The organism is Pseudomonas sp. RIT288 (assembly GCF_000631985.1).
Taxonomy (GTDB): Bacteria; Pseudomonadota; Gammaproteobacteria; order Pseudomonadales; family Pseudomonadaceae; genus Aquipseudomonas.
Genome location: NZ_JFYN01000002.1, coordinates 170,124 through 185,971, shown reverse-complemented (window position 1 = coordinate 185,971; position 15,848 = coordinate 170,124). Strand labels below are relative to the sequence as shown.

The following is a 15,848-nucleotide window of genomic DNA, read 5'->3' as shown; positions in this document are numbered from 1 at the left end:
TAACATCAAGGAATGGGCGCGCTGCATCAGTTGCGCCGCTGAACGGACAAAAGGGTCAGAGTTGTCAATAGCACAGTTGTGCGACTGTTCCGCAGATAGCGCAGTGATAGGCTTTTCTCGCGTGACATTACGCGAATGCCCGATCTGTTCAGAAGGCAGGTCGGGGCCTATGTATAAGCCCGCTGTCAGCTACTGAAAGGATTCGAACATGAAAAAGTCCATGACTACTCTGGCCATCGCCGCGACACTCGCTTTTGCCGCAACGGTCGCAAACGCTGCCGTGCATCCGACCACCATCAGTGCTCCACAGAAGGTCAATCAGGTGACAACCTCGATCGACACGCCTTTCGCAACACATCGAAAAGCTGCAGAAATCCAGACGGCCAGCCTGGCCAGAAGTTGCTCTGACGAGCGCTATTCCTGGTGGGAATTCAGTGGCTGGGAAATAATCGCCTGTCTCGGAAGCGGTCAGTGGTAATTATTCAAATGATCAAATCTTGAACCGCAGAAAACGCCAAAGGCGGACGTTCGATTACGTCCGCAGACTACTGATAACGGACATTGTTAAGCCACATGGCACTCCTGAAAAATCCGCACTTTGTTCCGGATTTTTCAGGAGTACGCTCCTTTACCCGAGTGCGCTGGCAAACGCCTGGGGCGTCGGGCTCTCCTCCCATTGTGCAACGCCTTGCGGCAGAACCATCCAGGGTTGCTTGCGTCGCGTCCAGATATGCGCCACCGGCGTGAAGCGCTCCGTACCTTCCAGCACGCCGGCCCGCACTACACGCATGCCGGGCGCGGCGGTGGTCTCGTTGAACAGTCGGGTATGGCACTCGCCGCAGGCATGTTGCGTGGAGGTATGCCCTTGGTGCTCGTGTACAAAGGTCGCCGTTTCGCCCGTCACCTGCACTGCCGAAGCCGCGCATAGCATGTGCAGGCCGAACGCGCTGCCGCTCCAACGCTGGCAGTTCAGACAATGACAGGCATACAGCGGTGGCAGTTGCTGCGCCTCGATTTCGATGCTGACGTGCCCACATAGACATTGACCGGTGAATCTCATGCGTTGACTCCTTACAATGACGCCCGGATAAGTTCGGCGCGCATGATCCCTTTTCACACGCCCGAGCAGAAGAGCAAAAAAGGAGCAGCTGTTGGTCAAGAATGTATGAGCGGTCTTGAGTGGGAAAGCCAGCAGGTGTTCCTTGCGGTGCTGCGCTCGGGCAGCCTGAGCGGTGCTTCGAAGTTGCTGGGGATTGCGCAGGCCACCGCACGCCGACGCCTCGATCATCTTGAGCAGGCACTCGGCTTGAGCCTGTTCACCCGCACGCCCTCAGGCCTGACACCCACGAGTGGGGCGCAGCGCCTCATCGATCATGTCGAAGCCATGGACCTCGCTGCGCAAGCCTTCAACCGGGCGGCCAGCGCTGAAACGTCGGTGGACCACGGCACGGTGCGGCTGACCTGTGGCGAGTTGCTGGGGGTGGAGGTGTTGCCCGGTTTACTACGGAGCTTCCATTACGACCATCCTGGATTGAAGCTCGAACTGAGCATCGGCGACGCACTGGAAGACATCGCCAGGCTGCAATCGGATATAGCCGTACGCCTGATGCGTCCGATGGAAGCCGATATCGCGGTACGACGGGTCGGTAGCTTGCGGATCGGCATCCATGCCAGTGCCGAGTGCCTGGAGCGTTATGGTGACCCCGTCAGCCTGACGTCGCTGCGCCAGCGGCCGCTGATCGGGCCTGACCGTCGCTCAGCCGACTTGCGTCGTTTGGTCGAAGCCGGGCTGTGTGAAGCCGATCAGCATTTCGCGATTGCCACGGATCACCACCTCGCGCAACTGGCTGCGTTGAAAGCGGGATTGGGCTTCGGTCTTTGCCCGATACCTATCGCCAGAAGCCATGGACTGATTCAAGTATTGCCAGACAGCTTCGGCTTCGAGGTCGAAGTGTGGGTCGCGATGCACGGTGACTTGCGCAAAATCAAACGGATCGCCAAGGCGTTCGAAGTGATAGGTGAGGAACTGCATCACTATCTGCGCTCGAACGACCATTGAGGGACGTGATCCATGCCTGCACCAGTCCCTGCTCGCCATACAGGGATAATCGCGATTTATTGGCCTCGCTCTGAATCAATCGGCGCGAACGCTTTGGCAGCGGCCACGGTATCCAGGGATTCGCGCAGCAGCTGAATTTTGCCGTCTTTGGCCACCAGGCGGCCTGCGTACATTTGCCGGTACGCGACCCACGGCCGAATCGATGTCCTCTTCGCCAATGCGGGGGGCGGATCGATGCGCTTCTTACAGCGTTCTACCGCTGGCTTGCTCATAGCACGCAAGGAAATGCTGCCACTGCGACTCATCCCAGAAAGAATGCCGTCTGAGTTGGGGAATGTCGTGACGCGCCGCGCCCATTGCCGTAGCACGACCACGAGATTTCTCCAGATCAAGCAGCGCCAGTTCAAAATCGAAGTCTGTGTCGGTAATCGACGCTTTGATAAAGATGTGTTTGGAACGCATGCAACCGTGCTGCCATCTGCCCGAGTGCATCCGCGCCAGCATTTGCGCTAAACGCTCAAGAAGTCGCTGATGTTGCTCGGTGGTCAACAGGCTTGCAGCGCCCTGGCTATACCAGGTATCCAGATCGATGAAACCGCCCAGATCTTTGGTAACCAAGACACCCTGCCATACGCCGTCGACTTTTCTCGCGCCATAAAATAATGGTCTTGGCGCATTCACGCCCAGTTGCTCGAGTCTTGAAAGGGCAATGCCTTCACGCAATGCGGTGGGTCGGCCAGTGGGGTAACGGAGACTGCGGAACAAATGGCCGGTCTGACGCTTTACGAAAAACGTCTTGTCACCTTGAACAACCAACTGGACACCACTGGTGCCGCTCCGGCGCACATTCGGCGGTTCCACCCACGACCCGGAAGTACCCCACCAGAACTCAAACTCATCGCGTGACCTGCCCATTTGTGCGCTCCATTTATTGTAGAAATTTTTTCGTGCGACATTTGCATTAGGGTCGCAACTGCAGGTCAGTCTGTTTGTGGACGTCAATAGTTCCCCGTTTATCGCTGGCGTTCGGCCCAGCTTGGGGCTTTTACGCAACTACGTAACGGAAATTGACTGGATACGTTCCAGGAGAACTTGCAAAAAACATTGAAGACCATCAGCAAGTTGCTTGAAAAAAGCGGCAGCGGCACGCGTCACTGGCAGGGCCCCAACGAAGCGTCGATGGAACCGATCGAAACGGCATTCAATTCGGCACCGTCCAGGCCGGGCATAAGACCGGCAACATCATTACCGCGTCCATCCCCTTCGGTATCTTCGATGCCATGAGTCGAGGCGAAGCCGAGAAAGGCCAGTTTTGCATGGGCTGGGCAGGCAGTGGCGGGATGGTTTTTTCTGCACTGCCGTTTACGTTGTAGGGCCTCATGCAACTTGCCGCCAGTAGGCGGCAAGTTACTCGACCACGATAACGGCTTTTGATTGTCAAGAAGCTCTCGAGAGGCCCCAGCCGCACGCCCTCCCCACTGACGCCTGATCCACCCGCGGCTTACCTCCAGAAATCCGTGTAAAGACGTTTTGGAGCCGGTATGACGGTCGGTGCCGGAACGTAAATCGCGCTTCGACACCCGTGACAGCGCCATGCTCGGTATCGACCAGATAGTTCACCGCTATTGCCCAGCTAAACCTCGTCGCCCCTAGGCCAGCGGCGGGTAGTCGGTATAGCCCTCTTGCGAACCACTGTAAAAAGTGGAGGCATCCGCAGTAGCCAGCGGCGCATCAAGGAAGAAGCGTTCCGGCAGATCAGGGTTGCTGATGAACAGCGTGCCAAATGTGACTGCATCGGCCAGACCGGTTTGCAGGGCCTGTTCCGCAGACTTCCGGTCATAACCAACATTCAACACGAAAATCCCTGAGAACCGCTGGCGAGCCCCGGGCGCCAAGGGTTTCGCGTCTTCCGGCAGGGTTCCCGGTTCCATGAAATGCAGAATTCCAACGTTTTTCTTTTCCAGCGCTTCTACCGCGTACATGTAGGTCTGCTCGAGATTGGAGTCGCCCATGTCATTGTACGGAATGCGCGGCGACAGCCTGACCGAGATACGGGCCGGTCCGAAGACCTTGATCGCAGCGTCCGTGGCTTCAAGCAAGAACCTCGCCCGCTTCTCAATGGTACCGCCATACTCGTCGGTACGTTTGTTTGAGCCGTCTTCCAGAAACTGCGCGGGCAGATAACCATTGGCACCGTGTACTTCTACACCATCAAAGCCCGCATCTTTCGCGGCCTGTGCAGCTTTTCCGTAGTCCGCAATGGTGGACTTGATTTCATCAATGGTCAGTTCGCGCGGGGTCACCGAGGGTTTGATGCCTTCAGGCGTGAACGCCTGGCTATTGAAGGGAACTGACGATGGCGCAACCGGCAATTCTCCACCATGAAAATCAGGATGAGATGCTCTACCGGTATGCCAGAGCTGGGCGAAAATGAGACCACCGGCTTCATGAACTGCCTGGGTTACCTTCTTCCAGCCCGCAATCTGTTCAGGCGTATAGATCCCGGGGGTATTCGTCCAGCCGACGGCCTGGGCGCTGATCTGGGTGCCTTCCGTAAAAATCAGGCCCGCCGATGCGCGCTGTGCGTAATAGGTCGCAGTCAATTCGTTGGCCACCTGATCCTTGGATCGACCTCTTGTCATCGGCGCCATGAACACCCGATTTTTGAAAGTGAGCTCTTCGTTGTTCAAGGGGGTTAGAAGCTTAAAATTTCCCATACTTTCCTCAGAATGAATTTTATTGAATGTCCGCCCGTGGCTAACGATTTCTCAAGTGCGGCTCGACCAGAGAAATGCTTCTGTCGGATGCTCGATTGGCTGGCTGAACGCCGCCGGCAAGAATGGCGAACGAAGGGTCCGGTTCGGACCGCTTCCCTCAAGTGAGGACAATTGACAAGGTATCAATAATAAACCTGGCGTCAATTAGGCACCGTTCGTAGACCTAGTAGGTCTGAGGATACCTACCGTCAGGAAATAGTCGGCGGCGTATGGGTCGTCGAGCCGTATACAGTGGCCTCGCGCGCAAGAGCAGGACGCTCTGCGTTCATGATCGAACAAGCCTGAGCAATCGATGTGAAGATTCGGTTGAAGCAGGTATCGGGATTGATTGCCCGCGCATGAAAGGCAAAAACCAGCGCACTGCCAACAGCAAAAAGTGTTGGCAGAGTTCCATGCTTACCAGGTCGCACTGGTTCGATTGAGATCTTCGGTGTTACTTAAGACATCGGGTGACAAGTCCCGAAGCGCAGCATGAGCGGCCGACAACGCGTTCATGTAATCGAGTGAAGCAGCCTTCCCTACGTACTTGTCGGTCCGATTGCAGCGGCGTCGAACTTCTGCCGGGCAGCATCAACCTCCGGCAGCTTGGCGAGCGTCCATTCATGCAGTGCCCGAAAAGGTTGTTGCAGCGTGCGGCCCAGCGGCGTTACTTGGTACTGCACCGCGACTGGCGAAAGCGAAATCACCTCGCGCGATACCAGGCCGTTGCGCTCCAGCCGGCGAAGACATTGAGTGAGCGCTTTTTGGGTGACGCCTTGCAGGCGACGACGGATCGCGTTGAAGCGTTGCGGACCGTCATCAAGCACGGCTAACACCATCATCGACCATTTATCAGCGATCTGGTCGAATAACGCTCGGCTAGGATAGTCGGACGAGAAGCACAGCGGTTCGAGTTCAAGCATGGCGGTTTCCTTCTGAATACCCACGCGCGCTCAGGCGCTGGATTGACGCCAAGTTTACTGGATATACCGAGCCTGAGAACGCTTTCTTCTGTTGTAGTGTTGGCGGGCCGCTACATCGGAGGACGTTGCAATTTGACCCACTCCTGTACGGTTGGTCGTTGCCATTGGCGCTGTGCGTACTCCACCAGCACGGGGGGTACGGAGTCACCATTGAGAATCAGCCGGTTGAGCATCAAGGCCAGATCCACATCGGCGATCGACCATTGGCCGAACAGGTATTCGGGATTGTCGGCAAGCAGCGTTTGTGCGGCACCGAACAGCTTGCGCGCTGCCGACTCGGCCTCTGGCGACAAGGGCTTTGATTTGAGTCCATAAAACACAACCAATGTGGATCGCTCCTGGCGAATGGACAACAGATCACTGCGCAGCCATGCCTGGACTTGTCGTGCCTTTGCATGCAGCCAAAGATCTTGTGGGTACACCGGCGACTGGGGGAAAACGTCTTCCAGGTACTCGGTGATCGCCGACGATTCAGACAAGGCGAAGTCCCCGTGCACAAGTGTAGGTACCCGCTGCGTCTGGGAGAGGCTGGCATAGCCCTCTGACTGGTTTTCATAGGCTTCGAGGTTTAGCGGGCTCATTTCAAATTCGATGCCCTTCTCGCGGAGTACCACGAAAGCCGACATGGCATAGGGGCTGGAAAATTGAGAGTCAACATATAAGCGCAGGCGGGAATTATTCACAGGGTCATCTCCTTATGCAGAAGGAGTCACGCTACGAGATCGAAAACGATAAATAAAATTCATGATTTTCATGGGCGTATTCCTGACCGGAATACCCGGTGGAAGAGATCGCCCCCTGAGAATTGGAGCTTTGAACCGTTAACTGGAACGCTCAGCGAGCCGGGAAGATGGCCTGAGCCTTGCGTGACCGACAGGTCTCCAATACGACCTCATGGTATTCACATGTCGATATCAGACACGATCATGGCGCAATCAGGCTATTGAATCGGCGGCAAGGCCGGCTAAGGTGCCGTGTCTTCCTATCAAAACAATCCCGGTCAGATCATGGGGTTGATAAGAACTGCGGCGGTTGGACGGGCTTCTTTCGGGAGTTTCAGCAGGCAACGATGGTGCTCGATCGTGTGCCCGTTCAATGGCTTAAATGTCGATCAGCAGAGAATAAAAATACCGATGATCAGCCCGAACTCCATGGATTCGAGTAGCCAATTGGCGCAGGGCTTCAAGCCTCGTCACGTCACAATGCTGTCCATCGCCGGGATTATCGGCGCCGGTTTGTTCGTAGGTTCAGGACACGCGATTGCCGCAGCAGGGCCGGCGGTGCTTCTGGCCTATCTGTTTTCAGGTTTGCTCGTCGTGCTGGTCATGCGCATGCTCGGCGAGATGGCGGTGGCCAATCCGGACACCGGTTCATTTTCGACCTATGCCGACCAGGCCATCGGCCGCTGGGCCGGTTTCACCATTGGCTGGCTGTACTGGTGGTTCTGGGTGCTGGTGATTCCTATCGAGGCGCTGGCGGCCGGTCATGTGCTGCACCAATGGTTTCCGCAGGTCGATGCCTGGCTGTTCGCGTTGGGATCGATCATTGCGCTGGTGGTGACCAACCTGTTCAGCGTGTCCAAGTATGGTGAATTCGAGTTCTGGTTCGCCATGGCCAAGGTCGTGGCGATCATCGGCTTCATCGGTGTGGGTTTTGCCGTGTTGATGGGCTGGGTGCCCGACCGCGAAGTCAGCGGGTTGAGCGGCCTGATGGCCGAACACGGCGGGTTTGCGCCCAACGGCCTGTCAGCGGTGGTCGGCGCTTTCATCACAATCATGTTCAGCTTCATCGGCACCGAAGCGGTGACCATCGCGGCCGCCGAATCGAATAACCCGGCGCAGAACATTGCCAAGGCCACCCGCTCCGTGATCTGGCGCATCGGCGTGTTCTACCTGCTGTCGATCTTCGTGGTGATCTCCGTGGTGCCCTGGAATGATCCGTTGCTGGCCTCGGTGGGCTCGTATCAGCGCGCCCTGGAAATCATGAATATTCCAAACGCCAAGTTCATGGTCGACGTCGTCGTCCTGATCGCCGTGGCCAGTTGCATGAACTCCTCGATCTACATTGCCTCGCGCATGTTGTACTCGCTGGGTCGTCGCGGCGATGCACCGAAAGCGCTGAAGGCGACTTCCGCGGCCGGTGTGCCACGGGCAGCCGTCATCGCCAGCACCGTGTTGGGCGCCTCGATCACCGTGTGGAGCTACTTCATGCCCGCCGGACTGTTCGAGTTCCTGCTGGCCAGTTCCGGAGCGATTGCCTTGCTGGTGTACCTGGCGATTGCAGTGTCACAGCTGCGCATGCGGCGGATATTGCAACAGCGCAAGGTCGAGCTGACCTTCCGCATGTGGCTGTTTCCATGGCTGACGTGGCTGGTGATCGGCTTCATCTGCGCGGCGCTGGCGGTCATGATGATCACCCCGCAGCACCGCACCGAAGTCACCACCACCATTGGCCTGGCGCTGGCAATCTCGTTTATTGGCCTGATGACGTCGCGTCACCCTGCCCCGGCAGCACGAGCAACGTCGGTGGGCTAGGCGTTCACGCCGAAGCTGATATTCCCTTGGCGAAGACCGGGGGAATGACCGACGCCTGCATCTCAGACCGATTCCTGTGAGGACATGATGTCATCGACCCCCTCCGTGGCCGACGGTACGACCCAATCCGTCGGGTTTCTGCTGTTGGATAAATTCACCCTCATGTCGCTGGCATCCGCCGTCGAGCCACTGCGCATGGCCAATCAATTGTCGGGGCGAAACCTGTATCGCTGGCATACGTTCAGCCCCGGTGGAGCACCGGTCTGGGCCAGCGACGGGGTTCCGATCACGCCGGACGCCTCGTGGAACAATCCCGGCGTGGCGGACACGGTGATTGTCTGCGGCGGTGTCGGCATCCAGAGCGTGATTACCCGTGAGCACACATCCTGGCTGCAAGCCCTGGCGCGCCAATCCAGACGCTTGGGCGGCGTGTGCACCGGCAGCTGGGCACTCGCCAAAGCCGGGCTGCTCGACGGCTATGAGTGCAGCGTGCATTGGGAGTTTCTGGCGGCCATGCAGGAAGCTTTCCCGCGCGTCAGTGTCAGCACCAGCCTCTTCACTCTCGACCGCAACCGCTTTACCTGTTCCGGAGGAACAGCGCCGCTGGACATGATGCTGCACCTGATTGCCCGCGATCATGGTCGTGAGTTATCCGCCGCCATCTCGGAGATGTTTGTTTACGAACGCATCCGCAACGAGCAGGACCATCAACGCGTACCGCTCAAGCATGTGGTCGGTACGCATCAGCCCAAGCTGCAAGAAGTCGTTGCGTTGATGGAGGCCAATCTTGAGGAACCGATCGAGCTGGACAACCTTGCCGAATACGTCGATCTGTCACGCCGACAGCTGGAGAGGCTGTTTCAGAAATACCTGCAATGCACGCCGTCACGCTACTACTTGAGGTTGCGGCTGATTCGCGCACGACAACTGCTCAAACAAACCTCGCTGTCGATCGTGGAACTGGCGTATGTCTGCGGCTTTGCCTCCACACCGCATTTCTCAAAATGCTATCGCGAGCACTTTGGGGTGCCGCCGAGCGACGAGCGCTCAGGTTCTGCAATGAGTCGTAAACGAGTAACGCCGCCGTCATCGATCACCACACTGACAACGCTTGATCAGGCGAGAAACGAATCGACGTTTGCCAGTGTTCGAATGATGGCGCGTGCCGATCTGGCTTGAATAAACCGAGGCAAAATGGCCAGGGACACACAAGAGACCCTGGCCATGCGCCCTGCCCGGTTACGCCTGATCCAAAGCCTCCACCACGCCCTTGTCTTCACCCAGAAAGCCGCCGCTCTGATGCGCCCACAGCCGCGCATACACACCGTTCTTCTCCAGCAACTCCGAATGGGTGCCCTGCTCGATGATGCGCCCGTCATCCATGACAATCAGCCGGTCCATCGCCGCAATCGTCGACAGCCGATGCGCGATCGCGATCACGGTCTTGCCCTGCATCATTTCATCGAGGCTTTCCTGAATCGCCACTTCGACCTCCGAGTCCAGCGCACTGGTGGCTTCGTCCAGCAGCAGGATCGGCGCGTTCTTCAGCATCACCCGGGCAATCGCCACCCGCTGGCGCTGGCCACCAGACAGCTTGATCCCGCGCTCACCCACCAAGGTGTCGTAGCCGGTATGGCCCTGACGGTCGCTGAGTTGGCTGATGAATTCATCAGCCTGTGCATTGGCAGCGGCGCGGCGGATCTGCGCGTCAGTGGCATCGGGCCGGCCGTAGGCGATGTTGTCGCGAATCGAGCGGTGCAGCAGCGAAGTGTCCTGGGTGACCATGCCGATCGCACTGCGCAGGCTGTCCTGGGTCACGCGCGCAATGTTCTGGTCGTCGATACGAATCTCGCCGCTGTCGACGTCATAGAAACGCAGCAGCAGGTTGATCAGCGTCGATTTGCCCGCACCGGAGCGGCCCACCAGACCGATTTTCTCACCCGGCCGAATGCTCAGGCTCAGGCCATCGAGCACCTGACGCTCGCCGCCATAGTTGAACTTCACCTTGTCGAACGTCACCGCGCCGCCGGAAGTGACCAGCACGCCGGCATCCGGTGCGTCTTGCACCTTGGTGCCTTGGGTCAACGTCGCCATACCGTCCTGGACGGTGCCGATGCTTTCGAACAGCGAGGTCATCTGCCACATGATCCAGTTCGACATGCCGTTGATCCGCAAGGCCATGGCGGTGATCGCAGCCACGGCACCGGCGCCAACATCACCCTGGTGCCAGAGCCACAGGGCATAGCCGCCAGCGGACATGATCAAGGCCACCACCAAGGCCTGATTGACGATTTCGAACAGGCTGACCAGACGCATCTGGCGAAAGCCGGTCTGCTTGAAATCCTCCATTGCCGCCCGCGCAAAGTGCGCCTCGCGGTTGGAGTGGGAGAACAGCTTCACCGTGGTGATGTTGGTGTACGCGTCGGCAATACGCCCGGTCATCATCGACCGCGCATTGGCCTGCTCTTGGCCGACCTTGCCCAGCCGCGGCACGAAGTACCACATGGCCAGGCCGAACAGTACGACCCAGGCGAGGAACGGCAGCATCAGCTTCAGTGCAAAGCCGCCGGCCAGAGCAATGATCGCGATGAAGTACACGCCGATCCCCGGCAAGATCTCGATCATGGTGAACAGCACGTCGCGCACGGCGAGCGCCGTCTGCATCACCTTGGTCGTGACCCGGCCGGAGAACTCGTCGGAGAAAAACGAAAGGCTTTGCCGCAGCATCAGCCGATGGAAATCCCAGCGCAGGCGCAGCGGCAGGTTAATCGCCAGAATCTGGTGCTGAACCATGGTGCGCAACGCCACCAGCCCGACACTGAGCACCATGACAATGCCCATGCCCCACAACACGCGGCTCTCCTGCACCGCCGCTTCGCCGCCGGCCTGCCACGTGGAGAGCAGATCGACGACCTGGCCGAGGAAGGAAAACAGCCACGCTTCATAAACCGATACGGCGGCACTGAGCAACGCCAGCGCCAGAATGTAGCCGCGAGCACCCCGAGTACAGGCCCAGAGAAATTTAGCCAGACCGTTGGGTGGCGGTGGCACCTCGTCAGGCGGGAAAGGGTCGAGTCTTCGTTCAAACACACGAAGCATGATGTTCTCCTGAACTTTCAAGTCAGGGAGATTCTGCCACCGATTGGATCCCGAGGGGTCTTTGTGAAAAAGTGTGTGCCCCGACCTGACGAGTGCCTGCCGTCTCTACCAGACTGCGATATGCGAATCCGCCCGCGGCTCAGTCCCGCCACACAGTACGCCCGTCACTGGATCACGCAGAATAATCTGGCCTCTGCCGTAATCCGTCAGGTCACTGGCGATCTGCACCTCATGCCCGCGACGCGCCAACGCATTGGCCAGATCCCTTGAAGCGCCCTGCTCGATGCCCACCTTCATGCCGCCGAGCCATTGCCAGCGCGGCGCGTCCAGTGCCGACTGCGGGTTCAAGCCGAAATCCACCAGGTTCATGACCATCTGCACATGGCCCTGCGGCTGCATGTAGCCGCCCATCACGCCAAACGGCCCCAGCGCTTGGCCGTCCTTGGTGAGGAAGCCGGGAATGATCGTGTGAAAGGTCTTTTTCCCCGGCGCCAACGCGTTGGCATGCTCGGGATCCAGGCTGAATTCCTGCCCACGGTTCTGCAGGGCGATGCCGCTGTCAGGCAGCACCACGCCTGAGCCAAAGCCGTGATAATTGCTCTGGATGAACGAAACCATATTCCCCTGCCCATCCGCCGTGGCCAGATACACCGTGCCGCTGGCGTGAGGATCACCCGGCTTCGGCGGCTGCGCCTGTTCGCCGATCTGAGCGCGGCGGCGGGCGCTGTACGGGTCACTCAACAGATCGGCCACGGCCACGCGCATGTGCAGCGGATCGGTGATGTAGTGCAGACCATCGCTGTAGGCGAGTTTCATCGCCTCCAGTTGCCGGTGCCAGGTCTGCTGGCTGTCACGGTGATCGAAGTCGAAGCCCTCGAGAATCTTCAGCGCCATCAGCGCCACCAGCCCCTGTCCGCTCGGTGGAATTTCCCAGACATCCACGCCACGGTAATTGACGTGAATCGGCTCGACCCACTGGGCACGGTACTGCTGCAGATCCGAGGCGCGCAGATAGCCGCCCGTTGCCCGCGAATGCGCATCCAGGCGTTGCGCCAGTGCGCCGCGATACAAGCTCTCGCAACGAGTGTTGGCCAACTCCTCAAGGGTTCGCGCCTGCGCCGGGTTACAGAACAGCTCCCCAGCCTTGGGCGCACGACCGTCAATCAGGAACGTATCGAACCAGGCCTGCAGCACTTCATCGCGATGGGGGCTGAACTCATCCAGTGCGATCTGCCATTGATGGGCAACCACCGGCGACAGCGGAAAACCGTCTCTGGCCAGACTGATCGCCGGTTGCAGCAAATCGGTAAACGGCAACACGCCAAAGCGTTGCGACAGCTCGGCCCAGGCCGATGGACAACCGGGCACCGTCACCGGCGTCCAGCCATACAGCGGCATTTGCTCATGGCCCGCTGCTTTTACCGCTTCGATACTTAGAGCCGCCGGAGCATGACCGTTGGCATTGAGGCCATGCAACTGATCCTTGAACCAGACCAGCGCAAACGCATCGCCGCCAAGGCCACAACCCGTGGGCTCGACCACGGTCAGTGCCGCCGCCGTGGCGATGGCCGCGTCAATCGCGTTGCCGCCCTTCTGCAGCATCTCGATGCCGGCCTGCGCGGCAAGTGGCTGGGACGCCGCGACCATGCCACGACGGGCAAAGACGCTTTGGCGTTGCGATGGATAAGGATATTCGTGAGCAGAAAATTTCAACATGGCAGAGGCTCTTCAAATCAGTAATTCATTGGCCGGACTTGATCCGGTTCCATTCGCGGGTGATCAGGCGCTGGATGTTTTCCGGCAGATCGGCGGAAACGAAGGCATGGTTGATCACTTCATCAGCCGGGTAGATCCCCGGGTTGCTGCTGACCTTCGGGTCCATCAGCGCCGTCGCGTCCTTGTTCGGATTGGCGTAGCCGACGTAGTCGCTGACCGGCGCAATCACCTCAGGGCGCAGCAAGTAGTTGATGAACGCATGGGCGTTGGCGACGTTACCGGCGTCCTTGGGGATCGCCAGCATGTCGAACCAGAGGTTCACGCCTTCCTTGGGAATCAGATAACGAATGTCGATGTTTTTCCCGGCCTCGCGGGCCCGGGTCTGGGCTTGCATCACGTCACCGGAATAGCCGATCGCCACGCAGATATCGCCGTTGGCCAGGTCGGCGGTGTACTTCGATGAGTTGAAGTAGGTCACCGAGGGCCGTAACGTCATCAGCAGCTCAGAGGCTTGTTTGTAGTCGTCCGGCTTGACGCTGTTGGGGTCCAGCCCGAGGTAAAGCAGGGCCTGAGGAATGATCTTCACCGGTGCATCGAGAAAGGCCACGCCGCAGCTCTTCAGTCTGGCAAGGTTCTGCGGGTCGAACACCATCGACCAGGAATCGAGCGACACATCCTTGCCCAGCACGGCTCGGACTTTCTCCTCGTTGTAACCGATGCCCACCGTGCCCCACATGTACGGCACCGCGTATTGATTGCCCGGGTCGGCAGCCTGCAGACGCTGCATCAAACGCGGATCGAGGTGCTTCCAGTTATCGAGCAATCCGCGTTGCAGCGGCTGATAGGCGCCGGCGCGAATCTGTTTCGAAAGAAACTGGCTGGACGGCACCACCACGTCATAGCCCGAGTGCCCGGAAAGCAACTTGGCTTCGAGCATTTCATTGGTGTCGAAGATGTCGTACTGAACCTTGATCTTGCTGTCTTTCTCGAAATTCTTCAGCGTGTCGGGGCCGATGTAATCGGACCAGTTGTAAACCTTCACCACCGAGTCGGCGGCCTGAAGCATGGGCACCACGGCGGCGCAGCACAGCGCCGCGAACAAGCTCGATAAACGCATCGTCGAAATCCTTGTGAAGCTCACAGCACGCGGCTGAGAAAGGCTCGGGTACGGGGATGGGTGGGACGACTGAAAATCTGTTCCGGCGGGCCTTGTTCGATCAGTTCGCCCTGATCGAGCACCACCACCCGGTCGGCCACCTCACGGGCAAAACCCATTTCATGAGTAACCACGACCATGGTCATGCCCTCCTCGGCCAACTCTTTCATGACCTCCAGAACCTCGCCGACAGTTTCCGGGTCGAGGGCGCTGGTGGGTTCGTCGAATAGCATCGCCTGGGGCTTCATCGCCAGCGCTCGGGCGATCGCCACCCGTTGCTGCTGGCCGCCGGAAAGCATCGACGGGTAATGACTGGCCTTGTCTGCCAGACCGACTCGTTTGAGCAACGCGTGCGCCTGCTCCAGCGCAGCCTGGCGTGGCACACCCAACACCTGAATCGGTGCTTCGATGATGTTTTCCAGGGCGGTCATGTGCGGGAACAGGTTGAAGCGCTGGAACACCATGCCGATGTCCCGGCGCTGGCGAGCGATGTTGCGTTCCGAGTCGCGCACCAGACTGCCGTCCGCCCGGGTGCGATAACCCATGGGCCGGCCGCTGACCCGGATCTCTCCGGCCTGAATGTCTTCGAGCAGATTGATGCAACGGATAAACGTGGTCTTGCCCGAACCGGAGGCACCGATCAGCACCACCACTTCACCGCGTCGCACTTGCAGCGAGATGCCCTTGAGAATCTGCAGATCGCCGAAGGACTTGTGAATGTTCAGCGCCTCGATGATCAGCTCGTCACTTTGATGCGCCATGATTAACGTCCCCTCAGCAGTTTCAGAGTGCTCCGGCCAAACATCCGACTGGACGCCGGCGGAGGTGAAGAAGGTCGGTCGGACTGGCCGAAGCGGTTCTCCAGCCAGCGCTGAAAGAAGCCCCACAGCGTGGTAAGCAGCAGGAAATAAATCGCCACCACCAGGTACAACTCGAACACCCGAAAAGTCGCCGAGGTGACCATCTGCGTGCTGAGCAACAGCTCCTGCACGCCGATCACGCTGACCAGCGTGGTGTTTTTCAGCATCACGTTGAACTCGTTGCCCAGCGGCGGCACGATCACCCGAAACGCTTGCGGCAGCACGATACGGCGCATCAGTTTGGCGAAGGTCATGCCCAGCGAACGGCCGGCCTCGTACTGGCCCTTGTCCACGGCGCCGATCCCGGCGCGGATGATCTCGGCCATGTACGCGCCTTCGTTGAGGCCCAGAGCGATGATCGCCGCCTGGATATTGCCGGGGATCACCAGCCCCAAAAGCTCAATGTCTTCGAAGCGAAAAATCCCGCCCGCCGCCAGCGCCGTATAGAGGAACACGATCTGCACCAGCAACGGCGTGCCGCGCATCAGCCACACATAAAAACGCACCGGCAGATGCAGCAACGGGTTCTTCGACAAACGCAGCAGCGCGGCGGCCAGCCCCAGCACACAGCCCAGCAACATTGCCAGCACACTGATCAGGCAGGTCAGCCAGAGCCCTGTGAGATAAACGCCGCTGGGCTGCAACAGGTACTGCCAGAACACATCCCAATTGAAGTTCATCAACG

The 15,848-nt window shown here is 58.9% G+C and carries 14 protein-coding genes; 4 read left to right on the top strand and 10 right to left on the bottom strand.

The genetic code is table 11. The features are described 5' to 3' along the window. The first annotated feature begins 208 nt into the window (after positions 1-208). The gene (locus BW33_RS04310; protein ID WP_047597280.1) at positions 209-478 is read left to right on the top strand and encodes a hypothetical protein; all 270 of its coding nucleotides are present in this window, start codon (positions 209-211) and stop codon (positions 476-478) included. A gap of 150 nt (positions 479-628) precedes the next feature. Here BW33_RS04310 and BW33_RS04305 read toward each other — a convergent pair whose 3' ends face one another. Beyond that, the gene (locus tag BW33_RS04305) at positions 629-1,060 is read right to left on the bottom strand and encodes a GFA family protein (protein WP_047597279.1); all 432 of its coding nucleotides are present in this window, start codon (positions 1,058-1,060) and stop codon (positions 629-631) included. A 42-nt stretch (positions 1,061-1,102) separates the two neighbouring features. On the opposite strand from BW33_RS04305, the gene BW33_RS04300 reads away from it, so the two are divergent. Further along, a complete protein-coding gene (locus tag BW33_RS04300) occupies positions 1,103-2,059 on the top strand; it encodes a LysR family transcriptional regulator (protein ID WP_047597278.1) in 957 nt (318 codons plus the stop codon). Positions 2,060-2,302: 243 nt separating this feature from the next. On the opposite strand, the gene BW33_RS04295 is transcribed toward BW33_RS04300, so the two are convergent. The 4 genes from BW33_RS04295 to yfcF all read right to left on the bottom strand — a co-directional run bounded on the left by BW33_RS04295 (position 2,303) and on the right by yfcF (position 6,481). After that, the gene (locus BW33_RS04295; RefSeq protein ID WP_047597277.1) at positions 2,303-2,974 is read right to left on the bottom strand and encodes a lipopolysaccharide kinase InaA family protein; all 672 of its coding nucleotides are present in this window, start codon (positions 2,972-2,974) and stop codon (positions 2,303-2,305) included. Positions 2,975-3,708: 734 nt separating this feature from the next. Then, positions 3,709-4,776, bottom strand: coding sequence for an alkene reductase (locus BW33_RS04290; RefSeq protein ID WP_052032681.1), 1,068 nt, complete (start codon positions 4,774-4,776; stop codon positions 3,709-3,711). Positions 4,777-5,354: 578 nt separating this feature from the next. Next, positions 5,355-5,738, bottom strand: coding sequence for a winged helix-turn-helix transcriptional regulator (locus BW33_RS04285; protein ID WP_047597275.1), 384 nt, complete (start codon positions 5,736-5,738; stop codon positions 5,355-5,357). Positions 5,739-5,848: 110 nt separating this feature from the next. Then, entirely contained in the window at positions 5,849-6,481 is a 633-nt protein-coding gene (yfcF, locus tag BW33_RS04280; RefSeq protein ID WP_047597274.1) for a glutathione transferase, read from the bottom strand. Positions 6,482-6,931: 450 nt separating this feature from the next. Between yfcF and gabP the strand changes: the two genes are divergently transcribed. Together gabP and BW33_RS04270 are read left to right on the top strand one after the other, a co-directional pair. After that, on the top strand, positions 6,932-8,332 hold the full coding sequence (gabP, locus tag BW33_RS04275) for a GABA permease (RefSeq protein WP_047597273.1): 1,401 nt from the start codon (positions 6,932-6,934) through the stop codon (positions 8,330-8,332). An 87-nt stretch (positions 8,333-8,419) separates the two neighbouring features. Then, positions 8,420-9,511, top strand: coding sequence for a GlxA family transcriptional regulator (locus BW33_RS04270; protein ID WP_047597272.1), 1,092 nt, complete (start codon positions 8,420-8,422; stop codon positions 9,509-9,511). Positions 9,512-9,571: 60 nt separating this feature from the next. Here BW33_RS04270 and BW33_RS04265 read toward each other — a convergent pair whose 3' ends face one another. The 5 genes from BW33_RS04265 to BW33_RS04245 form a co-directional block, all read right to left on the bottom strand. Beyond that, on the bottom strand, positions 9,572-11,431 hold the full coding sequence (locus BW33_RS04265) for an ABC transporter ATP-binding protein (protein ID WP_047597271.1): 1,860 nt from the start codon (positions 11,429-11,431) through the stop codon (positions 9,572-9,574). 105 nt (positions 11,432-11,536) lie between these two features. Continuing rightward, entirely contained in the window at positions 11,537-13,147 is a 1,611-nt protein-coding gene (locus tag BW33_RS04260; protein ID WP_047597270.1) for a gamma-glutamyltransferase family protein, read from the bottom strand. Between the two features lie 25 nt (positions 13,148-13,172). Next, positions 13,173-14,264 (bottom strand): polyamine ABC transporter substrate-binding protein, encoded by a 1,092-nt coding sequence (locus BW33_RS04255; protein ID WP_047597269.1) that lies wholly within the window; start codon positions 14,262-14,264, stop codon positions 13,173-13,175. Between the two features lie 20 nt (positions 14,265-14,284). Next, positions 14,285-15,064, bottom strand: a complete 780-nt coding sequence (locus BW33_RS04250) for an amino acid ABC transporter ATP-binding protein (protein WP_047597268.1) — start codon at positions 15,062-15,064, stop codon at positions 14,285-14,287. 2 nt (positions 15,065-15,066) lie between these two features. Next, positions 15,067-15,843, bottom strand: a complete 777-nt coding sequence (locus tag BW33_RS04245) for an amino acid ABC transporter permease (RefSeq protein ID WP_047597267.1) — start codon at positions 15,841-15,843, stop codon at positions 15,067-15,069. Between the last annotated feature and the right edge of the window lie 5 nt (positions 15,844-15,848).

Excerpts from the sequence above, each read along its gene's own strand:
- BW33_RS04310 (WP_047597280.1), top strand. The coding sequence starts at position 209 with ATGAAAAAGTCCATGACTACTCTGGCCATCGCCGCGACACTCGCTTTT.
- BW33_RS04305 (WP_047597279.1), bottom strand. The coding sequence starts at position 1,060 with ATGAGATTCACCGGTCAATGTCTATGTGGGCACGTCAGCATCGAAATC.
- BW33_RS04300 (WP_047597278.1), top strand. The coding sequence starts at position 1,103 with ATGATCCCTTTTCACACGCCCGAGCAGAAGAGCAAAAAAGGAGCAGCT.
- BW33_RS04295 (WP_047597277.1), bottom strand. The coding sequence starts at position 2,974 with ATGGGCAGGTCACGCGATGAGTTTGAGTTCTGGTGGGGTACTTCCGGG.
- BW33_RS04290 (WP_052032681.1), bottom strand. The coding sequence starts at position 4,776 with ATGGGAAATTTTAAGCTTCTAACCCCCTTGAACAACGAAGAGCTCACT.
- BW33_RS04285 (WP_047597275.1), bottom strand. The coding sequence starts at position 5,738 with ATGCTTGAACTCGAACCGCTGTGCTTCTCGTCCGACTATCCTAGCCGA.
- gabP (WP_047597273.1), top strand. The coding sequence starts at position 6,932 with ATGATCAGCCCGAACTCCATGGATTCGAGTAGCCAATTGGCGCAGGGC.
- BW33_RS04270 (WP_047597272.1), top strand. The coding sequence starts at position 8,420 with ATGTCATCGACCCCCTCCGTGGCCGACGGTACGACCCAATCCGTCGGG.
- BW33_RS04265 (WP_047597271.1), bottom strand. The coding sequence starts at position 11,431 with ATGCTTCGTGTGTTTGAACGAAGACTCGACCCTTTCCCGCCTGACGAG.
- BW33_RS04260 (WP_047597270.1), bottom strand. The coding sequence starts at position 13,147 with ATGTTGAAATTTTCTGCTCACGAATATCCTTATCCATCGCAACGCCAA.
- BW33_RS04255 (WP_047597269.1), bottom strand. The coding sequence starts at position 14,264 with ATGCGTTTATCGAGCTTGTTCGCGGCGCTGTGCTGCGCCGCCGTGGTG.
- BW33_RS04250 (WP_047597268.1), bottom strand. The coding sequence starts at position 15,064 with ATGGCGCATCAAAGTGACGAGCTGATCATCGAGGCGCTGAACATTCAC.
- BW33_RS04245 (WP_047597267.1), bottom strand. The coding sequence starts at position 15,843 with ATGAACTTCAATTGGGATGTGTTCTGGCAGTACCTGTTGCAGCCCAGC.